Source organism: Rhodoblastus acidophilus (assembly GCF_009720655.1).
Taxonomy (GTDB): Bacteria; Pseudomonadota; Alphaproteobacteria; order Rhizobiales; family Beijerinckiaceae; genus Rhodoblastus; species Rhodoblastus acidophilus_A.
Genome location: NZ_WNKS01000013.1, coordinates 1 through 22,275 on the forward strand (window position 1 = coordinate 1; position 22,275 = coordinate 22,275).

At 65.9% G+C, this 22,275-nt stretch carries 19 protein-coding genes; 7 read left to right on the forward strand and 12 right to left on the reverse strand.

The features are described from left to right. The first annotated feature begins 75 nt into the window (after positions 1-75). From GJ654_RS13640 to GJ654_RS13650, 3 genes are all read left to right on the forward strand, one after another. Positions 76-408, forward strand: coding sequence for a hypothetical protein (locus GJ654_RS13640; RefSeq protein ID WP_246664749.1), 333 nt, complete (start codon positions 76-78; stop codon positions 406-408). Positions 409-605: 197 nt separating this feature from the next. Further along, positions 606-758: a hypothetical protein gene (locus tag GJ654_RS13645; protein ID WP_155446728.1), complete on the forward strand. Its 153-nt coding sequence runs from the start codon at positions 606-608 to the stop codon at positions 756-758. Positions 759-771: 13 nt separating this feature from the next. Next, on the forward strand, positions 772-1,083 hold the full coding sequence (locus tag GJ654_RS13650) for a hypothetical protein (protein WP_155446729.1): 312 nt from the start codon (positions 772-774) through the stop codon (positions 1,081-1,083). Here the strand turns inward: GJ654_RS13650 and GJ654_RS13655 are convergent. From GJ654_RS13655 to GJ654_RS13675, 5 genes are all read right to left on the reverse strand, one after another. Beyond that, a complete protein-coding gene (locus GJ654_RS13655; protein WP_155446730.1) occupies positions 1,010-4,126 on the reverse strand; it encodes an efflux RND transporter permease subunit in 3,117 nt (1,038 codons plus the stop codon). The genes GJ654_RS13650 and GJ654_RS13655 overlap by 74 nt on opposite strands. A gap of 56 nt (positions 4,127-4,182) precedes the next feature. Further along, on the reverse strand, positions 4,183-6,672 hold the full coding sequence (locus tag GJ654_RS13660) for a TonB-dependent receptor (protein ID WP_155446731.1): 2,490 nt from the start codon (positions 6,670-6,672) through the stop codon (positions 4,183-4,185). 271 nt (positions 6,673-6,943) lie between these two features. Continuing rightward, positions 6,944-8,278, reverse strand: coding sequence for an ATP-binding protein (locus tag GJ654_RS13665; RefSeq protein WP_155446732.1), 1,335 nt, complete (start codon positions 8,276-8,278; stop codon positions 6,944-6,946). Positions 8,279-8,282: 4 nt separating this feature from the next. Further along, the gene (locus GJ654_RS13670; RefSeq protein WP_155446733.1) at positions 8,283-8,636 is read right to left on the reverse strand and encodes a hypothetical protein; all 354 of its coding nucleotides are present in this window, start codon (positions 8,634-8,636) and stop codon (positions 8,283-8,285) included. 32 nt (positions 8,637-8,668) lie between these two features. Beyond that, positions 8,669-9,571 carry a LysR family transcriptional regulator gene (locus tag GJ654_RS13675; protein WP_155446734.1) on the reverse strand — a complete coding sequence of 301 codons (903 nt, stop codon included), beginning with the start codon at positions 9,569-9,571 and terminating at the stop codon, positions 8,669-8,671. Positions 9,572-9,688: 117 nt separating this feature from the next. Here GJ654_RS13675 and GJ654_RS13680 point away from each other — a divergent pair, with 117 nt between their 5' ends. Together GJ654_RS13680 and GJ654_RS13685 are read left to right on the forward strand one after the other, a co-directional pair. Further along, positions 9,689-10,384, forward strand: a complete 696-nt coding sequence (locus GJ654_RS13680; RefSeq protein WP_155446735.1) for a pirin family protein — start codon at positions 9,689-9,691, stop codon at positions 10,382-10,384. 130 nt (positions 10,385-10,514) lie between these two features. Then, entirely contained in the window at positions 10,515-12,188 is a 1,674-nt protein-coding gene (locus GJ654_RS13685) for a methyl-accepting chemotaxis protein (protein ID WP_155446736.1), read from the forward strand. A gap of 16 nt (positions 12,189-12,204) precedes the next feature. On the opposite strand, the gene GJ654_RS13690 is transcribed toward GJ654_RS13685, so the two are convergent. Continuing rightward, on the reverse strand, positions 12,205-12,654 hold the full coding sequence (locus GJ654_RS13690) for a BLUF domain-containing protein (RefSeq protein ID WP_155446737.1): 450 nt from the start codon (positions 12,652-12,654) through the stop codon (positions 12,205-12,207). Between the two features lie 253 nt (positions 12,655-12,907). On the opposite strand from GJ654_RS13690, the gene GJ654_RS13695 reads away from it, so the two are divergent. Then, positions 12,908-14,752 carry a phosphoenolpyruvate carboxykinase (GTP) gene (locus GJ654_RS13695; RefSeq protein ID WP_210350836.1) on the forward strand — a complete coding sequence of 615 codons (1,845 nt, stop codon included), beginning with the start codon at positions 12,908-12,910 and terminating at the stop codon, positions 14,750-14,752. Positions 14,753-14,853: 101 nt separating this feature from the next. Here the strand turns inward: GJ654_RS13695 and GJ654_RS13700 are convergent, their stop codons facing one another. Together GJ654_RS13700 and GJ654_RS13705 are read right to left on the reverse strand one after the other, a co-directional pair. After that, positions 14,854-15,369 (reverse strand): DUF1269 domain-containing protein, encoded by a 516-nt coding sequence (locus GJ654_RS13700; protein WP_155446739.1) that lies wholly within the window; start codon positions 15,367-15,369, stop codon positions 14,854-14,856. 124 nt (positions 15,370-15,493) lie between these two features. Continuing rightward, positions 15,494-15,880, reverse strand: coding sequence for a helix-turn-helix domain-containing protein (locus GJ654_RS13705; protein ID WP_155446740.1), 387 nt, complete (start codon positions 15,878-15,880; stop codon positions 15,494-15,496). Positions 15,881-16,048: 168 nt separating this feature from the next. Between GJ654_RS13705 and GJ654_RS13710 the strand changes: the two genes are divergently transcribed. Further along, positions 16,049-17,248 (forward strand): PQQ-dependent sugar dehydrogenase, encoded by a 1,200-nt coding sequence (locus tag GJ654_RS13710; protein ID WP_196305558.1) that lies wholly within the window; start codon positions 16,049-16,051, stop codon positions 17,246-17,248. Positions 17,249-17,378: 130 nt separating this feature from the next. Here the strand turns inward: GJ654_RS13710 and truB are convergent, their stop codons facing one another. From truB to GJ654_RS13730, 4 genes are all read right to left on the reverse strand, one after another. Next, positions 17,379-18,284: a tRNA pseudouridine(55) synthase TruB gene (gene truB, locus GJ654_RS13715; RefSeq protein ID WP_155446741.1), complete on the reverse strand. Its 906-nt coding sequence runs from the start codon at positions 18,282-18,284 to the stop codon at positions 17,379-17,381. Then, the gene (gene rbfA, locus GJ654_RS13720) at positions 18,281-18,697 is read right to left on the reverse strand and encodes a 30S ribosome-binding factor RbfA (protein WP_155446742.1); all 417 of its coding nucleotides are present in this window, start codon (positions 18,695-18,697) and stop codon (positions 18,281-18,283) included. Before rbfA ends, truB begins: the two co-directional genes overlap by 4 nt. Positions 18,698-18,842: 145 nt before the next feature. Next, positions 18,843-21,554: a translation initiation factor IF-2 gene (infB, locus tag GJ654_RS13725; protein ID WP_155446743.1), complete on the reverse strand. Its 2,712-nt coding sequence runs from the start codon at positions 21,552-21,554 to the stop codon at positions 18,843-18,845. Next, positions 21,551-22,270: an RNA-binding protein gene (locus GJ654_RS13730; protein ID WP_155446744.1), complete on the reverse strand. Its 720-nt coding sequence runs from the start codon at positions 22,268-22,270 to the stop codon at positions 21,551-21,553. The genes infB and GJ654_RS13730 overlap by 4 nt, the downstream gene beginning before the upstream one ends. Positions 22,271-22,275 lie beyond the last annotated feature (5 nt).

Consider the following 22,275-nt stretch of genomic DNA (forward strand, 5'->3'; position numbering starts at 1 on the left):
GCGATTCATGACCACAAAGCTTAGCCTTATTGTGCGCACCAGGGAATCCGACCGAGTCATTCAGCCGGAAACCGTATGATGCAGCTTCCCGCCATGGGCTGGCTGGCCGTGGCGCTGTTCTCGGTGGGCACGCGGCGCCTGGGCATGCGCAATGGCGCGGTGTTCCAACTGCTGCCGCAGCGTTTTCGTAACGAGGTCGGCGTGATGACTGGACTGGTCGGCTTTGCCGGCGGCCTGGGCGGTTTCTTCCTCGCCAAGGCGCTGGCGACGTCAAAAGGCATGACCGGCGGCTTTATGGCGGGCTTCCTGTTCTTCTCGCTGCGGGCCCTGCTTGGCGTCGCCGGCCTGAGTCTTTTGAAGAACCGCTGGCGCACCACCTGGGGCGCGGTGTCCGGCGCCCGCATCTAAAACCTTGCGGGGGCGCACGCGCCCCCGTTTCGCGATACGCTCCTCTCTCCCGTCATTGCGAGCGAAGCGAAGCAATCCAGAACTCTCTCAAGCGACGCGTGATTGTCGCTGTTCGCACGCCGTGGGGCCCTTAGCGCGGCGAGACCTGGATTGCTGCGCTTCGCTCGCAATGACGGCCTTGAACGCCGCGGCCCTTCATGCGTCTCGGCTGTTTCGACCACGACCTGCGTTTTGAAATCGGCTTCGCCTCGGAAAAAGGCAAGCGCGCCGACAACCAGGATTACGCCGCCGCCCGCCTGCCACAACTGGACGATTTTCCCGAAATCCATGCGCCGGGCACGCCCTCCTAGATGGCGCCGGAGTTTGCGGCCTGATCTGCCCGCCTGGCTTGAAGACGCCATTTTCAAAGCCATCGCCGTCGATCCGGCGAAACGCTATGCCAACGTGCTGGAATTCGCCTTCGAGATCGAGAACGGAGCGCGACGCGGCGGACCCGCTGTGGCTCGGAAGACGCCGCTTTTCGAACGAAACCCGCTGCTGTTCTGGCAAGGGCTTTGCGCTGTTCGCCATTTTCCTGGCCGTTGCGCTGTTTCGAAGGTGATCAAGCCGGACCGAAACGCCCAAAACGATGCGCCAGCGTCGGCAGAACAAAAAGATTCAGCAACAGCGAGCTGATCAGGCCGCCCAGAATGACGGTGGCCATCGGCCCTTGAACCTCGCGGCCGGGCTCGGCGGCGCCGATCGCCAACGGCGCAAGCCCGAGCGCCGTCACCAGCGAGGTCATGACAATGGGGATCAGGCGGTCGCCCGCGCCCTTGATCGCGGTGGCAAGAGACCAGTCCATGCCCTCCGCGGTGACCAGATGATCGAAATGCGAAATCATCATGATGGAATTGCGCAGCGAAATCCCGAACAAGGCGACAAAGCCGACCATCGAGCCGATGGTCAAAACCGCGCCCTGAAGCTGCACAGCGAGCACGCCGCCGATCAGCGCAAACGGCAGGTTCAGGAGCACCAGCGCAAGATTTCGAACATTCTTGGTGATCATCGAGAGCACCAGAACCACCCCGGCGAAGGCGAACAGCGCATGCTGGATCAGGTCGCGCCGCGCCTGCGCCTCCGCCTCGGCGGCGCCGGTGAATTCAACAAAAACCCCACGCGGCAAGTTCACACTGGCGGCGATCGCTTTGCGCGCCCTGGCCACAAAGGCGCCGACATCGGCTTCCACATCGGTCGCCACGGTCACGACGCGATGCGCGCCCAAATGATCGATCTGGGCGCGACCGGTCGTCTGCGCGACATCGGCGACATCGCGCAGCGCGATAAAGGCGCCGCTTCCCGCGCGCAACGGCAAATCCGCGATTTTCTCGACCGCATCGCGCGCGCCGGGGGCGAGCGTCGCGATCACATTTTTTGCGCGCGGACCGTCATGGACCTGGCCCACGACCTCGCCCTGGCAGGCGATCCGAACCACATCCATCACCTGCGCCGGCCGAAGCCCCCAGCGGGTGAGATCGTCCTCGCGCAACCGGATCGCAATTTCGGGCGTCGCCGGCGCCGCGCGCAGCCGCGCATCCCGGCTCCCCCTAGTCTTCTCCAGAACGCCAAGAATTTGCGCTGCCGTCTGGTCGAGCGCGGCGAGATCGTCGCCGAAAATATTGATGGCGACGGCCCCGCCATTGCCGGCGACGACCTCCTCAATCCGCTCGGTCAAAAAAGGTTTGAGCGAAAACCGCGCGCCCGGAAACTCCGCAATGCTTTTCCTCACCTCGCGGTCGGCGCGGCTCAATTGCGCGCCATTCAGACCCGGCTTGAGATCCACCTCGATCTCGCTGGCGTTGGTTCCGCCGGTGTCGTCGGCAAGTTCGGCGCGGCCCACGCGCTGCGACACCGAACGCACCCATTTCAGTTCGCTCAAAAGGTCGGTCACCAGCCGGCCCATGCGCAGCGATTCCGCAATCGAACTTCCCGGCGCGTTGGTCATATGCAGCGTGTAATGGCCCTCCTTGAATTCAGGCAAAAACGCGTTCTGGAAGAACGGCGGCAAGCTGAGCGCGCCGAGCGTCGCCGCAATGACCGTCGCCATCACCGCGCGCGGACGCCGGGCGATTTTTCCCAGCGCGGCCTCGAAAGGCCGGCGCAGCGCGGTGGTCAGCGGCGGCGTTTTCGAAGTTTTACGCGCCTCCCCGCCCAGAAGAGTCATGCACAAGGCCGGCGTGACGATCAGGGCCGTGGCCAGCGAAGCGATCAGGGCCAACAAATAGGCCAAAGCCAGCGGGCGGAAAAAACTGCCCGCCACGCCCGGCAGCGCGAGCACCGGCAAGAACACCAGCATGACGATCACGGTCGCATGAACGACGGCGCCGCGCACCTCCAGCGACGCGTCGAGCACGACCTGCGCCGCGGGGCGCGGCTCGGCCTTCTGCCGGTTCTCGCGCAGGCGGCGCACAATGTTTTCGACGTCGATCACCGCGTCGTCGACGACCTCGCCAATGGCGATGGCGAGTCCGCCCAGCGTCATGGCGTTGAGGGTGAAACCCCAGGCGTCCAGCACCAGCAGCGACACCAGCAGCGACAGCGGAATGGCGACCGAGGAGATCGCGGCGGTCCTGATATCGAACAGGAACAGGAACAGGACCACGATCACCAGCACGCCGCCGAGCAGCAGCGCATCGCCGACGCCTTGCTTGGTCACGGCGACGAAATTGGCCGGGCGAAACAGCGTGGCGTCGAGGTCGATCCCTTCGCGCTCCAGGGTCGGACGCAAACCCGCCAGCACCGCTTCGACGCGCTCGGTCACCTCGACCGTGTTGGCGCCATATTGGCCGGAGACCAGCAGCACGACGCCGGCGCGCCCCATCACCGACGCGCCGCCAATCGCCGGCTCCGGCGCCTGCGTGACATCGGCGACGTCGGAAAGCAGCGTGCGCGAGGACCCTTTGCTCGCCAGCACGACCTCGCCCAGCGCCTTCGCCGAGAGCGGCGGGGCGGCGGCGCGCAGGGGCATCCGCTGGTTGGGGGTCTCGACCACGCCGAGGCCCCGCGCCCCGATGACCCCGCGCGCGGCGGCGGCGACCTCGTCGAGGCCGATGCCCGCGCGAATCAAATCCTCGGGCCGCGCCTGGACTTGCAGGGACCGCACTTCGCCGCCGAACACCGCGACCTTGGCGACGCCGGGAACGGCGAGCAGGCGCGGCCGCGCCCATCCATCGGCGGCCGCGCGCACCTCCATGAGATCGCGGCTTTTCGAGGTGAGGCCGACGATCAGGATCGTGCTGCTCGACGAGGTCAGCGGCACCAGCACGGGCGGCTTGACGCCGGCCGGAAGGTTTTGCGCCGCGCTGGCGACATGTTCGGCGACAATCTGTCTGTTGAGCCGGGCGTCGCTTCCCATGGCAAAAGTCACGGTGAGGACAGACAGGCCCTGTGTCGAGGTCGAACGCAGGGTTTTGACGCCGTTGGCGCCGGCGATGGCGTTTTCGAGCGGCCGGGTGACCAGCGCCTCGACCTCCAGCACGGCGAGGCCGGGCGCCTCGGTCTGGATGTTCACCTGCGGCGGCGCGAATTCGGGAAAGACATCGTATTTCGCGCGGGTGAGCGCATCGACGCCGAACACCAGCAGCAAGAAACTCAAGCCGAGCACGATCCAGCGGCACCGGATCGCCGCCGCGATGAGATGCGCTTGAAACCCCGCCGGCCTGGGTGACGACGCCTCCATACAGTCCTTGTCCCCTCGCCGCGCCCTCTCTTGATTGCAGCGAAGCGTTCAGAACGTCAATATTTGGCGACCACCACCGCTGGCGCGAGCGTCGGCGCGTCGAGCGTGACTCGTATGCCGCCATAGATCGACAGCGGCTGCGCCGGCGTCACGCTTTGCGGATTGGTGAAGGCCTGGAACAGCTGCTGGGTGTCGAAATAGGTGCCGTAGAGGTAATAGCGGCGATCCAGAATGTTCTCACCGCGCGCGTAAAATTCGACATTGTCGAGCACCTTCCAGGACCCGTGCAGCCCGACGGTGAAATAGCCTGGCAGTCTCGGATTCTGGTTGGCTTCGTCACCGACATAGCGTTGCGAACCGACGAAGAGAAGGTCGGTTCCGATCCGGGCTCTTGGCGTGACGTCCCAGTCGGCGCCGAGCTTGACGCGATTGCTGGGGATCATCGGCATCTGGTTTCCGGGCATGACGTTTTCGACGCCGTCGTTCGCCGCATAGGACGGCGCGAAGGAATTGAGCTGGAAGGCGCTCTGGAACGTCGCATAGAGGTAGGTGTAGGACGCGCGCAGCGTCACATCCTGAATCCTGTAGTTGACCACGGTCTCGACGCCGCGCCGCAGGGTCGCGCCGACGTTGGCGAAATAGCCGTAGCCGGTCACTGCGGTGTCGACGATATTGTAGATGTCGTTGTTGCTGCGGGTCTGGAACGCTCCGAGCTTCCACGACATCGCGCCGTAGGCGCCGAAATCGTTCTGTCCGCGCAGGCCCGCTTCAAACGTCTGCGCCACAACCTGTTGCAGGGGAGGATCGGAGATCAGCGAACTCGCGAGAAGGCACGGGTGGTTCGGGTCGGCGCAAGCCAATTCCAGCGGCGTCGGGGCGCGGTTGGACATGGCGTAGGAGCCATAAAGCTGGAGTCCGGGCATCAATTTGTAGGTGAAGCCGACCAGCGGATTGACGTGGACATATTGATTCTGGCCGTTCGCGTCGCCGCCCAGCTGGTCATAAAGCGAGATCGAGGCGAGGTTGAACCGCGCGCCGCCGGTGATGGTCAGGCGGTCGTTGACGTCCACGGCGTCGAGGGCGTTCACGCCGAGATAGCGGTTGATGGTGTGGACGCTGGTCGGACCGACAACGGTCGGGCTTCCCGAGGCGCCGAGATAAACGCCGGACCCGCTCACGACATAGTCCGGATTGACCACGCCCAGCTCCGACGAGCCGGCGAAATTGCTCATGCCGTAATCGAAAGAGGCGCCAAAGCTGAAATTGTTCTTGAAGCCGAACAGGACGCCCGAATTGCTGAGCTGGAACGCGCTTCCCAGGCTGGTGGTGATGACGCCGCTGCGGTCGATCTGGCCCAGCGGCAGATCGTTGGGGTTGGGAACGCTGCTGGTCGGGAGCTGCGCGCCTTTCGCGCCATTGGCGGGCGAAACCGATCCATCGCCGTTCTCGAAACACAGATTGGCCGGATTGTCGAACGCCGCGCCCGAGGTTCCCGGGCAGGCCTCCACATCCGTCGGATTGCCGTCCACGTGACTCTGGATGAAGCGGCGCACATAGGCGTTGCCGGTCAGCGTCCACTCAGGCGTCAGGGTGAACTGGCCGTTGAGGTTGACCATGCCCATCTGGTTCGTTGTGGTCTGCGGCGTCGTATAGGTCTGCGCCCAGTTCTGCTCCAGCATCTGGATGGGCGACGTCGCAACGGAGCCGAGGTTGGACCCGGCGAGGCCGACGTTCAGGTGGATTTCATTGCCGTCGTTGCGATAGCCGAGATCGCCGTAGAAACGGCGCGTGCTCGAGGCGTTGTGATAGCGGTAGGAGTCGTCGCGAAAATATTCCAGCGCGCCATAGAGGGCGAACTGGCCGAATTGCCGGCCGTAGTCGAAGCCGGCCTGGAGACGCCCGTAGGAGCCCCCCGAAATGTCGAACTTGCCGCCCTGGTAGGTGAAACCGTTCTTCATCCGGATGTTCAGCGCGCCGCCCAGCGCGTTCAGCCCATAGGCGGGGTTGTTCGAGACGAGATCCATGGAGGCGATGGCGAGGGTCGGGATCAGGTCCCAGTTCACCTCGTCGCCGAAAGCCTCGTTGATGCGCACGCCGTTCTGGTAAACAGCGAGGCCCTGTGGCGTTCCCGTCGTCGGCGAGGCGACGAAGCCGCGATATTCGACGTCGGGGGCCAGCGGGTTGCCCGTGGTGGACTGCAAGGTGACGCCGGGAACGGTGCGTTCAAGCACGTCGCCGACCATGTCCGAGCCCGCGCGCTGGATCTGCGCCGCGTCGACGTGGGTGTTGGTGTAGGGGCGGCTGTCGATGACGGGCTCCACGCGCGGCGCCGCGGGCGGCGCCTCGACGACGGGGGCCGCCTGCACGACCGGCGCGGCGCGCACGACGGGGGCGCGCTCCGGTGCGGCTGGAGCGGCGCGGCGCGGCGCGGCGGGCGTATCCGTGGTGACGTTGATGTCGGGCAGTGGCGTCACGGTTTCCGAATGAACGCCGGTGACGCCAAGGGCGACGAGAACGCTCGCGACCGACAGTGTTGCACGCTTCATGAATCCCCCCATTGAGCGCATTTTTTCGCGCGCCCTTGCGCCATTCAGCGCAACGAGAGAATTTAAATTCATTCCGGTGACGCTGGGCAATTGTCCTTTTGGAACAAGCGCGATTGTAACGACGCTTTGATCCAGCCTGTTGCAAAAGAGCTACAAACAAAGACTGCTTTGAGGAGCCGCTCCCAAAATGTTCGGGAGTTTTTCCCGAAAGATACTCACCCCCGTTGCTTGGCCGCTTGCCGAACACCGTTAACTATTCTCGATTCGGCGCTTATCCTTTTCCGGGCTCGGCGCAGGGTTGCGGAATGAGTGCGTCCACGCGGCAACCGCCGAGCGCGCCGCGCGTGATCTCGACGCGACCGCCCAAGCCGCGCGCGCGCTCCCTCATGCCCGCGAATCCGAGGCCTTCCGCCCTGTCCGGGGCCAGCCCGGCGCCGTCGTCCTCGACGCGCACGCGCACAGTGTCCGAACCGTCTCGCGAAACGGCGATTTCGACGTTCCTGGCGCCCGAATGCTTGAAAACATTGGTCAGAGCTTCCTGGACCAGCCGATAGACCACAAGTCTTTGCCGGGGGTCTGCGACTTCAAAATCCTCGGGCAGATCGAGCGCGAGCCGCACCTCCGGCTGGGTCTCGCGCCAGCCGTCGACGAGGCTGCGCAAGGCCGGAGCGACGCCGAGATCGTCGAGCGCGGGCGGGCGCAGGCGCCGCAGGATGCGCCGGTTGGTCTCCTGCAACGCCTCGACTTGGACACAGATCGCGGCGGCGCGGGGCAGGAGCGCGCCCTCCTTTTCCACCGCCGCGCGCAACAGCGCCGCATTGGCGCGCAGGGCGAACAGATGCGGGCCGATCTCATCGTGCAATTCATGCGCGATGGTTTTTCTCTCCTCCTCCTGCGCGGTCATCAGGCGGTTGATCAGGTCGCGGTTGTCCCGCGAAAGCCGGTCGAGCGCCTCGGCCAAAGCATTGAGCTTGGCGCAGAGGTCGAGAAACTCCGGCGACCCCCGCGCCTCCGCGCGGACAAAATAGTCGCCGTCCTTCAACCGGCCGAGCGCGCGGCCGTAGGTTTGCAGCGGCGCGAGCGTGCGCCCGACGATCCAGCTCGCGCCGAACAGGGCGGCGAGCGCGATGAGCCCGCCCGTGAACGCCAATGTCTTGACGTCCTGCCAGACCTCGTTGACCTCATCGGCGGGATCGCCGGCGATGACGAAATCGCCGAGGCGCCGACCGTCGCGCATCGCCGGAAGCACGACCACGCTCGGCCGGGCGCCGACCAGCGCATAAAACCACTCCGGTGCGGAAAGGCGGCTTGCGTCCGGCGCCATTTGCGTCGACAGCGCCGCGCGGGCGTCGGACGAAAAAATTACCCTGATGTGGCGCAACTCGCTCAGGCTCGCCGCGAGAGCCCCAAGTTTTTTCTCGGCTGACCCATCCTCCGGCAGATTGGCGAGGCTCGAAGTGATAAATTCCCGGGTGATGCGGGTCATGCTTTCGCTCTCGATGCGCACGCGCGACCCCGCGCCCACCACCATGCGCGCGACATCGGCGGCGAGGCCAAAAAACAGCAGCACGCCGATGAGAAGGTCGATCCGGAGCTTGAGCGACATTTTTTTACTTCGCGCAGTCGCGCAAGTCCTTTTCGTCGATGCTGACGACGGCGCTGGCTTCAATGCTCACGGCCGACAATTGGCAGGTGCGACCGTCTTTCAGGGTCAGTCTGGCGTCGTAAACGCCGGGTTCGAGTTTCGGCAGCTTTAAGCGTTCATCGACCTCGATGGTCTTGTCGTGGTCTTCGAGCGTCAGGTTCGGCCCAAAATCCTTGGTCCCGGTCTTGGCGAGGCGGAAATCGGTAATGGTGCTGGCGGTGAGATTCCAGATGCGGATCGGTTTTGCGGATTCGGCGATGACCCCGTTCGCCAAAAAAACGCCGGACACGATGAGCGCGCTCGCAACCTTGAACTTCATCAGATCCTCCCTGTTTTGTCGCGGAGCTTAAATCAATCTTCGCCGACCTGCTCGACAAAACGGCGCAGCAGCCAGGAGGCGGCGGGGCCGGGCGGGGTGTCGCGGCGGTGGATCGCGTAGAGCGGATAGACGTGGACGGGATCGTCGGGCATCACCAGCCGGATCAGCGCGCCGGTTTCGAGATCGGCCTTCACCATGTCCTCGGGCATGTTGCCCCAGCCTATGCCCTCGCGCAGCAGGGCATGCTTGGCGCTGAGATCGGCGAGCCTCCACGTGCGCGGGCTCGTCACGGCGAAATCGCGGCCCTCCGACAGCGGCGAGCGGTCGCTCAACACCAGCTGGATGTGGTCGCGCGCGGAGCCGGGGGCCAGCACGCCGGCGCGCGCCAGCGGATGATCGGGCGCCGCCACGGGTATCATATTCACCCGGCCCGCCGCGACGCGGGCGATCTCTTCGCATTCCGCCGCCAGCGGGCCGCTGACGCCGAGCATCGCGCGACGCTCCAGCACAAGCCCGCTCACCGCGCCCAAGGCCTCGACCGACAGGCGCAGCGAAACAGTGGGAAAAACCTGGCGAAACGCTCGAAGCGCCGCGCCGAGCCGCGCCGCCGGCAGCATCACGTCCACGGCGAGCCGCACCTCCGCCTCCAAGCCGCCAAGCAGCCCGCGCACCTTTGCGCGCAAGCCGTCGACGCCTGAGCAAATGGCGCGCGCCTCCGCCAGCACCGCCTCGCCGGCTTCCGTCAGGCGCGGACGCCGGGTGGCGTCGCGCGCAAACAGGGTGACGCCAAGCTGGGCTTCAAGATTGTCGATCCCGTAGGAGATCACCGACGTCGCGCGGTTGAGCTTGCGCCCGGCGGCGGCGAAACTTCCAGTTTCGACCACGGCGAGGAAAATCTGGAGCTGGTCGAAGGTGGGCAGGCCAGGCTCGGTCATTTCAACTCTCTCGAAAAGCCTGTTCCAAACTACCCCACTTATTCGAACAGCTCAATGCACCTACATAAACTCCATCCCGCGCGGCGCCGAAACGCCGCCCCCCGAAAGGAGTTTTACATGATTGAACTGCGTCCCTTCGAAAAACTCGGCGCCGCCGACCATGGCTGGCTCGACGCCCGCCACCATTTCTCCTTCTCCCATTATCATGACCCCGACCGCATGGGCTGGGGCGCGCTGCGCGTGTGGAACGACGACACGATCGCGCCAGGGGCCGGCTTTCCGACCCACCCACACCGCGACATGGAAATCGTCACCTATGTGCGCAGCGGCGCGATCACCCACCGCGACAGCCTGGGAAATGTCGGCCGCACCGAGGCCGGCGACGTGCAGATCATGTCGGCGGGGTCGGGCATCGCCCATTCCGAGTTCAACCTGGAGCGCGAGCCGACCACTTTGTTCCAGATCTGGATTCACCCGACCAGGACCGGCGGCGCCCCGCACTGGGGCGCCCGCCCCTTCCCGAAACAGGACCGCGCCGGGCGCTTCATCGTGCTCGCCTCCGGTCTTGGCGACGCCGACGCCTTGCCGATCCGCACGGACGCCCGCGTCGCCGGCGCGACGCTGCGCGCGGGCGAAACGGTCGATTACGCCCTCGGCCGGGAGCGCCGCGCCTATCTCGTGCCGGCGAGCGGCGCCGTCGAAATCGACGGTGTGCGCGTCAACGCCCGCGACGGCGCCGCCATCCGTGACGTCGACACGGTGACGATCAAGGCGCTGGAGGACAGCGAACTCGTCCTGGTCGACGCTGCATAGACGAATGGCCCTGCGTCCAGCGCAGGGCCGCAAGGCAATTCGGGATTAGGCAAACCTTAAGCAGTTTCGCTGTCTATACAATTCAAGAGTGTGCGTTGCGTTCGGCTCAATCCTTGCGCGAGACATTTTCATGACGATCACTGGCCGGATTCTGGCGCTGGTGCTGATGTTGGGGCTGGCGATCGCCGCCTCGGTCAGCGTGGGCGTCTACGCTCTGCACAAGCAGAACGCCTATGCCGACAAACTCGACGCGCTCGCCCAGCGCGCCTTCCACGCCGAACAGATCAATCGCGCCATTGCCGCGGTGACGGGATCGAGCCGCGGCGCCATCATCGCCCGCACCCAGGCCGAGCGCGACGACTACCATAAGGAAATGGCCGCCAACCTCAAGGCGCTCCAAGGGTTCGTCGACGACTGGAGCCGGCTCGTTCCCGCCGGGGAGGCCGCCCGGTTCAGCGCCTTCCAGACGGAAGTCAGCGGCTTCATCAAGCAAAGACTGGCGCTTCAGGACCTCGCGGCGAACGCCGGCGCCGAGGAAGGCATGCGCGGCCTGAAGTCGCCCGAGGTGCGCGAGCAGAGGCTCGCCCTGCAAAAAACCATGTCGGACAATATCGACGCGGTGACCGCGAGATTGGCCACGCTGCGCACGGAAAAGGACCAGTTTTCGCGGACGACCATGATCGTCATGGTGGCGGCGTCTCTGGCGGCGCTGGCCCTCGCCGTCACGCTGGCGCTGTGGTTCGGCGCCGCGAAAATCGCGCGCCCGCTGAAACAGGTGACCCGCGCGCTCCAGGCGATGGCGGCCGGCGACCTGGACGCGATCCCGCAAGCGAGGGCCGGCGGCGGCGAGATCGGCGCGCTCTGGGAGACCACCCGCCAATTCCAGCGCCAATTGCGCGAAGCCGAAGATTTGCGTGCGCAAAACGCCTGCGCCGAAAGCGAGCGGGCGGCCCATCGCCAGCAGGTGATGGCGGAAATCGTCGGTGAGTTTAAGACCTCCGTCGGCGGCGTGATCGCGGGCGTCGCCACCGCCGCGCAGGAGTTGCGCGCCTGCGCCGAGACCGTGACCCGGTCGGCCGACGAGACCTCGATCCAGATCGCAGCGGTGGCGAGCGCTTCGGACGAGACCTCGATCAGCGTCCGCGCCGTGGCGAGCGCGGCGGAAGAACTGAGCGCCTCCGTCGGCGAGATCGGCCATAGCGTCGCGGGGTCGGCGCGGATGGCGTCTGAATCGGAAGCCAGCGCGCTGGACACATCGGCCAAGGTGCAACGCCTCGCGGATTCCGCCCGAAAAATCGGCGACATCGTCGGCCTGATCACCACCATCGCCGAACAGACCAATCTCCTCGCGCTCAACGCGACGATCGAAGCCGCGCGCGCCGGCGAGGCCGGCAAGGGTTTTGCTGTCGTGGCGCAGGAGGTCAAGACCCTCGCCGCCCAGACCGCCCGGGCGACGAACGAGATCGCGCAACAGATCAGGGAGATCCAGGACTCGACTTCGGACTCCTCGCAGGCCATCGGCGCGATCAACGCGCTCATCCGCGATCTCAACGCCTGTTTCGGATCGATCGCCTCGGCCGTCCAGCAGCAGGGCGCGGCGGCGCGGGAAATCGCCGTAAGCGTGACAGCGGCGGCGCGCGGCGCCGAGACGGTTTCGCGCGCCATCACCAACGTCACAGGGCATGCGCGGCAATCGCGCGACGCCTCGACCCATGTCCTCGACGCCGCGAAAAAACTGTCCGAGCGCAACGAAGACTTGAACCGGGCGCTCGACAAGTTCTTGAAGACCATGCTCGCCGCTTGACGGCGGCGAGCGCCGCCTATCCGGCGACGCGCGCCCCCTGCTCCTGCGCGCGGACCATCTTCTGCAAGAAATCCAGGGAGGCGTCGGCGCTGATGCGCGCGGGATCATATCCGCTGTCCCTGGCGAAGGTTTCGAAACGGCGCTGGAGCGCCGGCCCGCCGACGAAGGCCATCGACCAGTGCGGGAAGGCCCGCTCCGCAACCGGACCAAAACTTAATAAGGTGGCGCCGTCGTGGCGCGTGTCGCTCCTGATGGTCTGAAACAGACGCTCGACGGCGGCGCGCGGCCCCTCGATGACTTGAACAAAACTGTCGGCGGTGAACATCAAGGCGCCGGTGACGCCCATGCGCGGATTGTTGCGCCGCGCCGCCGCCAGAATGTCGCGCAACGCCTCGTCGACATCGTCATCCGCTCCCACGATGCGGCTGGAGCTGTGGTATACAAGGCGATGAAGAGCTTCGGTCATGACGATCTCTGATACAACTTCAGGTTGATACACTCGCGAATATTCCTTGAGAAATTGGTAAGCGACGGCGACTCCGGGCCCAGCGGCGCCAAAGCGGCGGGTTCGGCGGATTCCACCAAAGACGAAGGCGCCGCAGGCCCCCCGTCACGGGATTTTCAGTCGCGGTCGCAAAGATTTTCGGCTAGAACTCCGGCGTCAATTGGCGGGGTTGTCTAGACGGCCGTTGAGAGGGAGCGCTTCGAGCGCAATGAACATGACAAAAATCGTTACTGAGGGAGCGGCCACGACCAATCCCAAACTGCTGGCCTGGGTCGACGAAATGGTCGCCTTGTGCAAGCCCGCGCGCGTGCGTTGGTGCGACGGGTCACAGGCCGAATACGACAGCCTCTGCCAGCAGATGGTCGAAGCCGGCACCTTCATCAAGCTCAACGAAACGCTGCGTCCCAACAGCTTCCTGTGCCGCTCCGATCCCGCCGACGTCGCGCGCGTCGAGGACCGCACCTTCATCTGCTCCAAGAGCAAGGGCGACGCCGGTCCGACCAACAACTGGATGGACCCGCGTGAGATGAAGGCGACGCTGACGTCGCTTTACGACGGCTGCATGGCGGGCCGCACCATGTATATCGTGCCGTTCAGCATGGGGCCGCTCGGCAGCCACATCGCCCAGATCGGCGTCGAAATCACCGACAGCCCCTATGTCGTCGTCAGCATGCGCATCATGACCCGCATGGGCCAGAAGGTGCTGGACGTGCTCGGCGACCGCGAGGATTTCGTCCCCTGCATGCATTCGGTCGGCAAGCCGCTCGCCCCCGGCGAGAAGGACGTCGCCTGGCCGTGCAACCCGAAAAACATCTACATCGCTCATTTCCCCGACGAGCGCGCCATCTGGTCCTACGGTTCGGGCTACGGCGGCAACGCGCTGCTCGGCAAAAAATGCCTGGCGCTGCGCATCGCCTCGGTGATGGCGCGCGACGAAGGCTGGCTCGCCGAGCACATGCTGATCGTCGGCGTCGAAAACCCGCAGGGCGAGAAGACCTATGTCGGCGCGGCCTTCCCCTCCGCCTGCGGCAAGACCAATTTCGCCATGATGCAGCCCCCGGCCGGTTTTGAGGGCTGGAAGGTGTGGACGGTCGGCGACGACATCGCCTGGATCAAGCCCGGCGCGGACGGAAAACTCTACGCCATCAACCCGGAGGCCGGCCTGTTCGGCGTCGCGCCCGGCACCGGCGCCAAGACCAACGCCAACGCCATCGCCGCCTGCCGCGCCAACTCGATCTTCACCAACGTCGGCCTGACCGACGACGGCGACATCTGGTGGGAAGGTCTGACGGACGAGAAGCCGAAGCACCTGATCGACTGGAAGGGCCGCGACTGGACGCCGGATTGCGGCGAACTCGCCGCGCATCCGAACGCCCGCTTCACCGCGCCGATGGCGCAGTGTCCGTCGGTGGACCCGGACTGGGAAAACCCGAATGGCGTGCCGATCTCGGCCTTCATCTTCGGCGGCCGCGTCTCCAAGGACATGCCGCTGGTGTTCCAGGCCTTCAACTGGTCGCATGGCGTCTATCTCGCGGCGACCATGGGCTCGGAGGCGACAGCCGCTGCGGTCAACCAGGCGGCTATGCGTCGCGACCCCTTCGCCATGCTGCCGTTCTGCGGCTACAACATGGCCGATTACTTCAACCACTGGCTGTCGATCGGCAGAAAGCTGTCGAACCCGCCGCGCATCTACCGCGTCAACTGGTTCCGCAAGGACGAGAACGGCAAGTTCATGTGGCCGGGCTTCGGCGAGAACATGCGCGTGCTCAAGTGGGTGGTCGATCGCGCCCATGGCCGCGGCTATGGCGTGGAAAGCCCGCTCGGCTTCATGCCGCGCCACGAGGACATCGACTGGAACAAGCTCGATTTCCCGGCGGAAAAATTCTACGAACTGATGAAGGTCGATCGCGACGCCGGCACGGTGGAAGCCCGCGCCCATGAGGTGCATTTCGAAAAATTCTTCGACCGCCTGCCGAAGGAATTCGTCTACGAGCGCGAACTGCTGAAGTCGCGCCTGTGGCGCTCTCCCGACGTCTGGGCGCTGAGCCCCTCCGAATAAAAAAAGAACCCGAGCGGCGCGCCGCTCGGGTTTTTCTTTTGATGGCCCTGGGTCGAGAAGGCCCTGGGCCTAAAGCGAAGCTTTTTTTTGAATAGCCCTCGTCACACCGCCGGCTGGGGCGGAACCGCGGCTTGCTTCTGGCTCAGGGCTTCGCGCAGCTGCTGCTCCTTTTCATGATCGAACGAGGTGCGCAGCACCACGCCGCCCATGCCCTTGATGCCGTCGAGCACCTTGTCGGCGGTCATTTTGCGGATCAGCACGAACAGCACGGCGTTTCCGGGCTGCGTGGACTCCGCCAGATCCTTCATGAACTTGTCGTCGATGCCGAAATCCGACAGCGAACCGCCGAGCGCGCCGGTGGCCGCGCCGATTGCGGCGCCGGCGAAGGGCATGAGGAACAGCGTCCCGATCAGCATGCCCCAGAACCCGCCGGAAACCGCGCCGACCGCCGTCGTGCTGAACAGTTGATTCAGTTTGACGTGGCCGTCGGCGCCCTTTGCGGCGATGACGGCGTCGCCAATCTCGATCAGATATTCCTTTTGCATTTCAAACAGGCGCGCGCGCACCGCTTCGGCGTCCTGCTCCTTGGGATAGACAATAGCGATAAGGTCGGACATCAAGAACTCCCCGAAAACATTGCAAATATGACCGAAGCCTCGATCCGGTTTGGCCGCAATGGCCCCCGGCGCGACGGCTCCGCTTTCAAATGGGAACGGGGGTCGGCTCCGTCAATCCGGCCGTTCAGGAGGACCCCGCCAGGAATGCGACGAATTTTAGGATCTCGGCGCGCAAGGTCTTGTCCTTGACCTTGGAAAAATGCTCCAGAAGCTCGATGACCTCGAAAATGTCGCCGACGCCCTCGTCCGCCCCCTCCGGCGGCTCCGGCTGCGATTCGCGCACGATCTTGGCCGGGTTTGGATCGAAAAAAGCGTGCAGGGACACTTTGAGCGCGTCCGCGGCCGCGCGCAAGGCGCGGGGCGGGATGCGTTCCACACCGTTTTCATACCGCTCGACCGTTTCGGCGTCGACATTGATCGCCGCGCTCAGGGTCTCCAGATCATAACCCTTCGCGACCCGAAAAATGCGCAAGCGTCGACCGACGATCGAATCTGTTGCCGATATCTGCATGTCGTATTCCGTCGAGGAGAAACGGTCAAAAAAGTCTTAAAAGAATAATGCAGCATAACAGCGATAAAGACAGCTTACCATGGGGAAGCACGAATTGCTCGCGCGATCTTCCGGCACGGAGGCGATTTGTGGCGCAGCGCGTTGTGTCCATAATGCCGGATAGAAAGCATGGACACCATGAACCCATTCGCAAGAACCTTGTTCGCCGCCGTCACGCTCGCCGCGGGACCGACCATGGCGGCGGACGACATCGCGGCGACGCTTGGGCGGATCGCCCTGCCCCCGGGTTTTTCCATAAAACTGTTCGCGCTGGCGCCCGGCGCCCGCGCCATGGCGGTTTCGCCCGATGGCCGCGCTGTGATCGTCGGAACCCTCGACACCGCCGTCTATCGCATCGCGCTGTCGGGGCCGGGCGCCGGCCGCGCCGAAAATTTTGCGCAGGGTGTGGCGTTCAAGGCGCCGAACGGCCCCTGCTTCGCCCCGGACGGCGCGCTGTTCATCGCCGAATTCAACCGCATTCGTCGCTTCGCGCCACAAGCGGGCGGATGGAACGAGGCGCATCCGAGCGACGTGGTTCCCGAGGGCGGCCTGCAGCCGGCCAGCGAAACCAGCCCCGTCCACGCGGCGCGCGTGTGCCGGTTCGGCCCCGACGGAAAACTCTATGTCGCCATCGGCCAACCCGCCAATGTGCCAACGCAAGAGCGCGAAAAACTCAACGAAAAATCGGGTCTGGGCGCGATCTGGCGCATGAACGCCGACGGGTCCGGGCGGGAGATTTTCGCCCGGGGCGTTCGCAACAGCGTCGGTCTCGATTTCGATCCCGCCGACGGCGTGCTGTGGTTCACCGACAACCAGGCGGATCGCATGGGCGACGACATCCCGCCCGGCGAAATCAACCGCGCGCCGAAAGCGGGCCTGCATTTCGGCTTTCCCTGGTTCGGCGGCGGCCACGTCCGCACCCGCGAATGGGCGGGCGACACGCCGCCGCCGGATGTCGTGTTCCCGGACGTGGAGGAAGTCGCCCACGCCGCCGACCTCGGCATGATCTTTTATCGCGGCGAAAAATTCCCGGCGCAATGGCGGGGAATTTTTTCCGCCCAGCACGGCTCATGGGACCGCAGCATTCCCGTGGGGGCGCGGGTGATGTTCACGCCGGTGAAGAATGGCAAGGCCGGAAAATCCGTCCCCTTTGCGGAAGGGTGGAACACGGGGCGCCTGCCCTATCTCGGCCGCCCCGTCGATGTCGCCGAGACGCCGGACGGGGATTTGCTGGTGTCCGACGACCAGAACGGGGCGATTTACAGGATCACCTATGAAGGTGACGGATCTGCTCGCTCGCCCCGCTTGCGGGGAGAGGGCGGGGGGTGAGGGGCTGGGGCGCTGGCTTCAATGTCGTCAGGACATCGTTGCTCATTCTTGCCCCCTGATGTCGAGGTCAACGCCAGAGTCTCCCCCACTCCAACCCTCTCCCCGCTTGCAGAGAGAGGGAGCGGCGCGCTCAGAACGGCAGATTGAACACTCGGTTCGGCACGAACTCGCCGCCCTCGACCACGCCTGACGCCACCGGCGTGCCCGCGCAAACCGCGTAGGCCGGCCCTTCGGCGGGCGCGTCGCGTCCGCGCAGAATCACCGACTGCCCCCGACGCAACCGCGCCGCGCCATTGCGGTCGAGCACAATGCAAGGCAACTCCGACAGGCCCGCTTCGACGGACAGCATGTCCTCGTGCGCGTGTTCCGGCGCGTCGAGCAGCGACGCCAGCGGCGCCGAATCGGCTTCGAAAAACGGGCCGACCCGCGTACGCCGCAACGCGACGACGTGACCAAAACAGCCAAGCGCCCGGCCGAGGTCGCGGGCGATGGCGCGCACATAGGTCCCCTTGCCGCATTCGGCTTCGAGCACGGCGTGGTCGCGGTCGCCATCGACCAGGCGCAGGCTGTGGATCGTCACCGGGCGCGGCGCGATATCCACCTTCTCGCCGTCGCGGGCGAGGTCATAGGCGCGCTCGCCATTGATCTTGATCGCCGAATAGGCGGGCGGAACCTGCATGATCTCGCCGGTAAAGCCCGGCAGCAGGCGCTCGATGTCGGCGGGCTCGGGCCGCAGATCGCTGGTCTGCGTCGCCGTTCCCTCGGAATCGTCGGAATCGGTCTCGATCCCCCAGCGCACCGTGAACCGATAGGCCTTTTCGCCGTCCTGCACGAAGGGCACGGTTTTCGTCGCCTCGCCGAAGGCGACCGGCAGGATGCCGGAGGCCAGCGGATCGAGCGTGCCGGCATGGCCCGCCTTTTTGGCGTTGAACAGCCATTTGAGTTTGGACACCGCCTGGGTGGAGGTCAGGCCGACCGGCTTGTCGAGGATGACCCAGCCGTTGACCTCGACGCGCTTCGAACGCGGCGCGCTCATTCGCCGCCCTCCTCGTCCTTGGGCGCGGCCAGATCCCGCGCCACCTTGGGCGAATGCAGCAGGGCGTCGATGCGCTCGGCTTTTTCAAAGCTTTCGTCGATGCGAAAGCGAATGTCCGGCGCATATTTGAGATTGACCTGGTGCGCGATCTCGCCGCGCAGGAATTTCTTGTGGCGGTCGAGCACGGCGACGATCGTGTCCCGGCCCTGGCCGCCCATCGGCAGGACATAGATGGTCGCAAGCTTCAGGTCGGGGCTCATCTTGACCGAAGGCACGGTCACGACCAGGCCCGCCAGATCGGCATCGTTGATCTCTCCGCGCGACAAAATTTGCGCCACGGCGTGGCGGATCAGTTCGGCGACGCGCAGCATGCGCTGGCTCGGTTCGCCGCCCTTGTGATGGTCCCTGGACATGCTTGCCTCTTGAGCGCCGCCCATGCGGCGGCTTGCGCCTGTCGCTGCGCTGGGAGCGACCGCGACCGGACGTATGGGGACGGGCGTCGGAACGCCCTTCTCGCCGATGCGAAGGGGCGCCGCCCGCGCAGGGGGGCGGCGCGGATTACAGCGTGCGCTTGATCTCTTCGACGCGGTAGCACTCGATCACATCGCCCGGACGCATGTCCTGGTAGTTCTCGAAGGCCATGCCGCATTCCTGACCCGGCTGCACCACGGACACTTCGTCCTTGAAGCGCTTGAGGGTCGAGAGCTTGCCTTCGTGCACCACGACATTGTCGCGGATCAGGCGGACATGCTGGCCGCGCTCCATGGTGCCATCGGTGACGCGGCAGCCCGCGACCTTGCCGACCTTGGTGATGGTGAACACTTCCAGGATCGAGGCGTTGCCGAGCATGGTTTCGCGCAAGGTCGGCGCGAGCAGGCCGGACATGGCCGCCTTGATGTCATCCACGAGGTTGTAGATGATGTTGTAATAGCGGATTTCGATGCCGAGCCGCTCGGACGCCTCGCGGGCCTCCTTGTGGGCGCGGACATTGAAGCCGATGACCACGGCGTTGGAGGCCTCCGCCAGGGTGATGTCGGATTCGGTGATGCCGCCGACGCCGGCGTGCAGGAGGCGCGCCGCCACTTCGTCCGTGCCGAGTTTTTCCAGCGCCGCCGCGATGGCTTCGACGGAGCCCTGCACGTCGCCCTTGATGACCAGCGGCACTTCCTTGCGGCCGGCGGTCGCCTTGAGCTGGCTCATCATGTCGACCAGCGAGGAGCGGGCGCCCGTTCCGCGCACCGCCGCCTGCTCGCGCTTCTGGCGGTCGCGATATTCGGTGATTTCGCGGGCGCGGGCTTCGGATTCGACCACCGCGACGCGGTCGCCGGCTTCCGGAGCGCCGTTGAAGCCCAGCACCTCCGCCGGGAACGACGGACCCGCATGGACGCAGTTCGCCCCCTGGTCGTCGATCAGCGCGCGCACGCGGCCCCATTGCGAGCCGGCGACGATGATGTTGCCGACCGCAAGCGTTCCCCGTTGCACGAGAACCGTCGCCACCGGGCCACGGCCGCGATCAAGGCGGGCCTCGATGACCGTGCCTTCGGCGGGACGCTCGGGATTGGCCTTGAGGTCCAGAACTTCGGCCTGGAGGGTGATGGCCTCCAGCAGCCTGTCGAGGTTCAGCTTCTGCTTGGCGGACACTTCGACTTCGAGCGTGTCGCCGCCGAGGCTTTCGACCTGCACCTCATATTGCAGCAGTTCGGTGCGCACGCGCTCCGGCTTGGCGTCGGGCTTGTCGATCTTGTTGATCGCGACGATCAACGGCACGCCCGCCGCCTTGGCGTGGCTGATGGCCTCCACCGTCTGCGGCATGACGCCGTCGTCGGCCGCCACGACCAGCACGACAATGTCGGTGACCTTGGCGCCGCGCGCGCGCATCGCCGTGAAGGCGGCGTGGCCGGGAGTGTCGATGAACGTGACTTTTCCGCCCAGCGGCGACGTCACCTGATAGGCGCCGATGTGCTGGGTGATGCCGCCGGCTTCGCCGGAGACCACATTGGCCTGGCGGATAGCGTCGAGCAGCGAGGTCTTGCCGTGGTCGACGTGGCCCATGATGGTGACGACCGGCGGCCGCGACTCCAGGGTTTCCTCGGCGTCGGGCGTGTCGAACAGGCCCTCCTCCACGTCGGATTCGGCGACGCGCTTGACGCTGTGGCCCAGTTCCGTCGCGATCAGTTCGGCGGTGTCTGCGTCGATCACGTCGGTGATCTTGTGCATCTGGCCTTGGCGCATCAGCAGCTTGATCACGTCCACGCCGCGTTCCGACATGCGGTTGGCGAGTTCCTGGATGGTGATGGTCTCGGGGAGCACGACTTCGCGGGACAAGCGTTCTTTCTGCTCCACCACACCCTTCATGCGCTGGGTGCGGCGGCGGAAGGCCGCGACCGAGCGCGTGCGCTCATCGCCATCCGCACTGGCGGTGGCGCTGGTGACGGTCAGGCGACCGCGCTGCTTTTCGGCGCCGCGCGTCGGCTTGGGCGCGGGAACGGCGAGTTTCGGCGCAGACATCGGCCGGATGCGCGGCGTGAGCGCAGCCGGGGCGGCCGCGGTCGTCTGGGCCGGAGCGGCGGAGGCGGCGGCGGGTTGCGCGGCCGGGGTCGCTGCGGCGGGCGCGGGCGCCGCCGGCTTCGGCGTGTTGAAGACGATCTGTTGCGGACGGCTGCCCTTGGTGGGCGCGAAGGTGACGGACGGCTCCTTCTCCGGCTGCGGTTGCGGCGCGGCGCCGGGCTGCAGACGGCGGCGCGCCTCGTCCTCGGCGCGTCGCTTGGCCTCGGCCTCGCGGGCGAGACGGGTCTCCTCCTCGCGCTTGCGGGCTTCTGCGGCTTCGCGTTCAGCCTTTTCGCGCGTCTCGCGCTCGGCGCGGGCCTTGGCGTCGGCCTCCTGGCGGCGACGATCCTCCTCCTCGCGCTGGCGGGCGTCGGTCAGCGCGCGGGCGCGGGCGTCGCGCTCGTCGTCGGTGAGGGTGCGCAGCACCACGCCGGTCTGCGGACGCGGCGCCGCCGGCTTTTGCGGGCCGCGCGCGGCGGGAGCCGGGGCGGGGGCCGGGGCGGCGGCGACGGGGGCCGGGGTGGGGGCGACCGATGGGGCGGGCGCGGCGGGCGCCGGCGCCTTGGGGGCCTCGTTGTGCTGGCGGCGCTTCACATGCTCGACGACGACCGTCTTCGTCCGGCCGTGCGAAAAAGACTGCCGGACCGTGCCCTGCTCGGGCGGGCGCTTCAGCGACAGCGTCTTGCTCGCGGGTTTTTCGCCGGAATTGTTGGTGTCGTTCATATCGTTCGTGCGTCCCAAGAGCTAATATCCCCGGCGGCGTCGGTCTCGTCCGCCGTCAAAATGTCCCCGCCTGCGGGGCCGTCCGCATTATCGTCGCCGCGATATACCGCAAGTCTGCGGCAGGAGGCGAGCAAAACCTTCGTCGCCGCGCCATTTCCCAGCGCGGCGTGCACCACATGGTCGCGGCCAAGCGCCGCGCCGATCTCGTCGTTCGAGAACAGGCCGATCTCCGGCTTGCCCTCGGGGCCGTATGTCCGGCGCAAGCCCTGGCCGAGCTTGCGCTTGCCGTCCGCCGCGCCGTCGCGCGCATGCAGGAGCGCGCCGACGTCCCCAGCCTCGATCGCCTTCTCCACCTTGACGAAGCCGGTGGTCACCAGCCCCGCCTTGTTGGCGAGCGACAGCGCCTGCAAGGCGTCGCGCCGCAACAGGTCTTCCACCAGCTCCGGCAAATCCGGCGCCGCCACGGCCTTTTCCTTCAGACCGCGCGAAAAAACCTGCTTCTTCACGGCCTGTGCGACGCGTTGTCGCGACAGACCGACCCAAACGCCGCGACCGGGAAGCTTTCGCTTGATGTCGGGCGTGACCTGGTGGTCGGGCCCAAGCACAAAACGCAGCATCGCCTCAGGCGTTGCCTTCTCCCGTGTGACGGCGCACGTCCGTTCCGGCCCGCGCTCCTCGTCGTCAGCTTCGAAACCTTCGCCGCGCCGCTTCGCCAATCCGT

Coding starts and splice junctions, on each gene's coding strand:
- GJ654_RS13660 (WP_155446731.1), bottom strand. CDS start 6,672: ATGAAGCGTGCAACACTGTCGGTCGCGAGCGTTCTCGTCGCCCTTGGC.
- rbfA (WP_155446742.1), bottom strand. CDS start 18,697: ATGTCCAGGGACCATCACAAGGGCGGCGAACCGAGCCAGCGCATGCTG.
- truB (WP_155446741.1), bottom strand. CDS start 18,284: ATGAGCGCGCCGCGTTCGAAGCGCGTCGAGGTCAACGGCTGGGTCATC.
- infB (WP_155446743.1), bottom strand. CDS start 21,554: ATGAACGACACCAACAATTCCGGCGAAAAACCCGCGAGCAAGACGCTG.
- GJ654_RS13670 (WP_155446733.1), bottom strand. CDS start 8,636: ATGAAGTTCAAGGTTGCGAGCGCGCTCATCGTGTCCGGCGTTTTTTTG.
- GJ654_RS13645 (WP_155446728.1), top strand. CDS start 606: ATGCGTCTCGGCTGTTTCGACCACGACCTGCGTTTTGAAATCGGCTTC.
- GJ654_RS13685 (WP_155446736.1), top strand. CDS start 10,515: ATGACGATCACTGGCCGGATTCTGGCGCTGGTGCTGATGTTGGGGCTG.
- GJ654_RS13680 (WP_155446735.1), top strand. CDS start 9,689: ATGATTGAACTGCGTCCCTTCGAAAAACTCGGCGCCGCCGACCATGGC.
- GJ654_RS13640 (WP_246664749.1), top strand. CDS start 76: ATGATGCAGCTTCCCGCCATGGGCTGGCTGGCCGTGGCGCTGTTCTCG.
- GJ654_RS13655 (WP_155446730.1), bottom strand. CDS start 4,126: ATGGAGGCGTCGTCACCCAGGCCGGCGGGGTTTCAAGCGCATCTCATC.
- GJ654_RS13700 (WP_155446739.1), bottom strand. CDS start 15,369: ATGTCCGACCTTATCGCTATTGTCTATCCCAAGGAGCAGGACGCCGAA.
- GJ654_RS13690 (WP_155446737.1), bottom strand. CDS start 12,654: ATGACCGAAGCTCTTCATCGCCTTGTATACCACAGCTCCAGCCGCATC.
- GJ654_RS13710 (WP_196305558.1), top strand. CDS start 16,049: ATGGACACCATGAACCCATTCGCAAGAACCTTGTTCGCCGCCGTCACG.
- GJ654_RS13665 (WP_155446732.1), bottom strand. CDS start 8,278: ATGTCGCTCAAGCTCCGGATCGACCTTCTCATCGGCGTGCTGCTGTTT.
- GJ654_RS13705 (WP_155446740.1), bottom strand. CDS start 15,880: ATGCAGATATCGGCAACAGATTCGATCGTCGGTCGACGCTTGCGCATT.
- GJ654_RS13695 (WP_210350836.1), top strand. CDS start 12,908: ATGACAAAAATCGTTACTGAGGGAGCGGCCACGACCAATCCCAAACTG.
- GJ654_RS13675 (WP_155446734.1), bottom strand. CDS start 9,571: ATGACCGAGCCTGGCCTGCCCACCTTCGACCAGCTCCAGATTTTCCTC.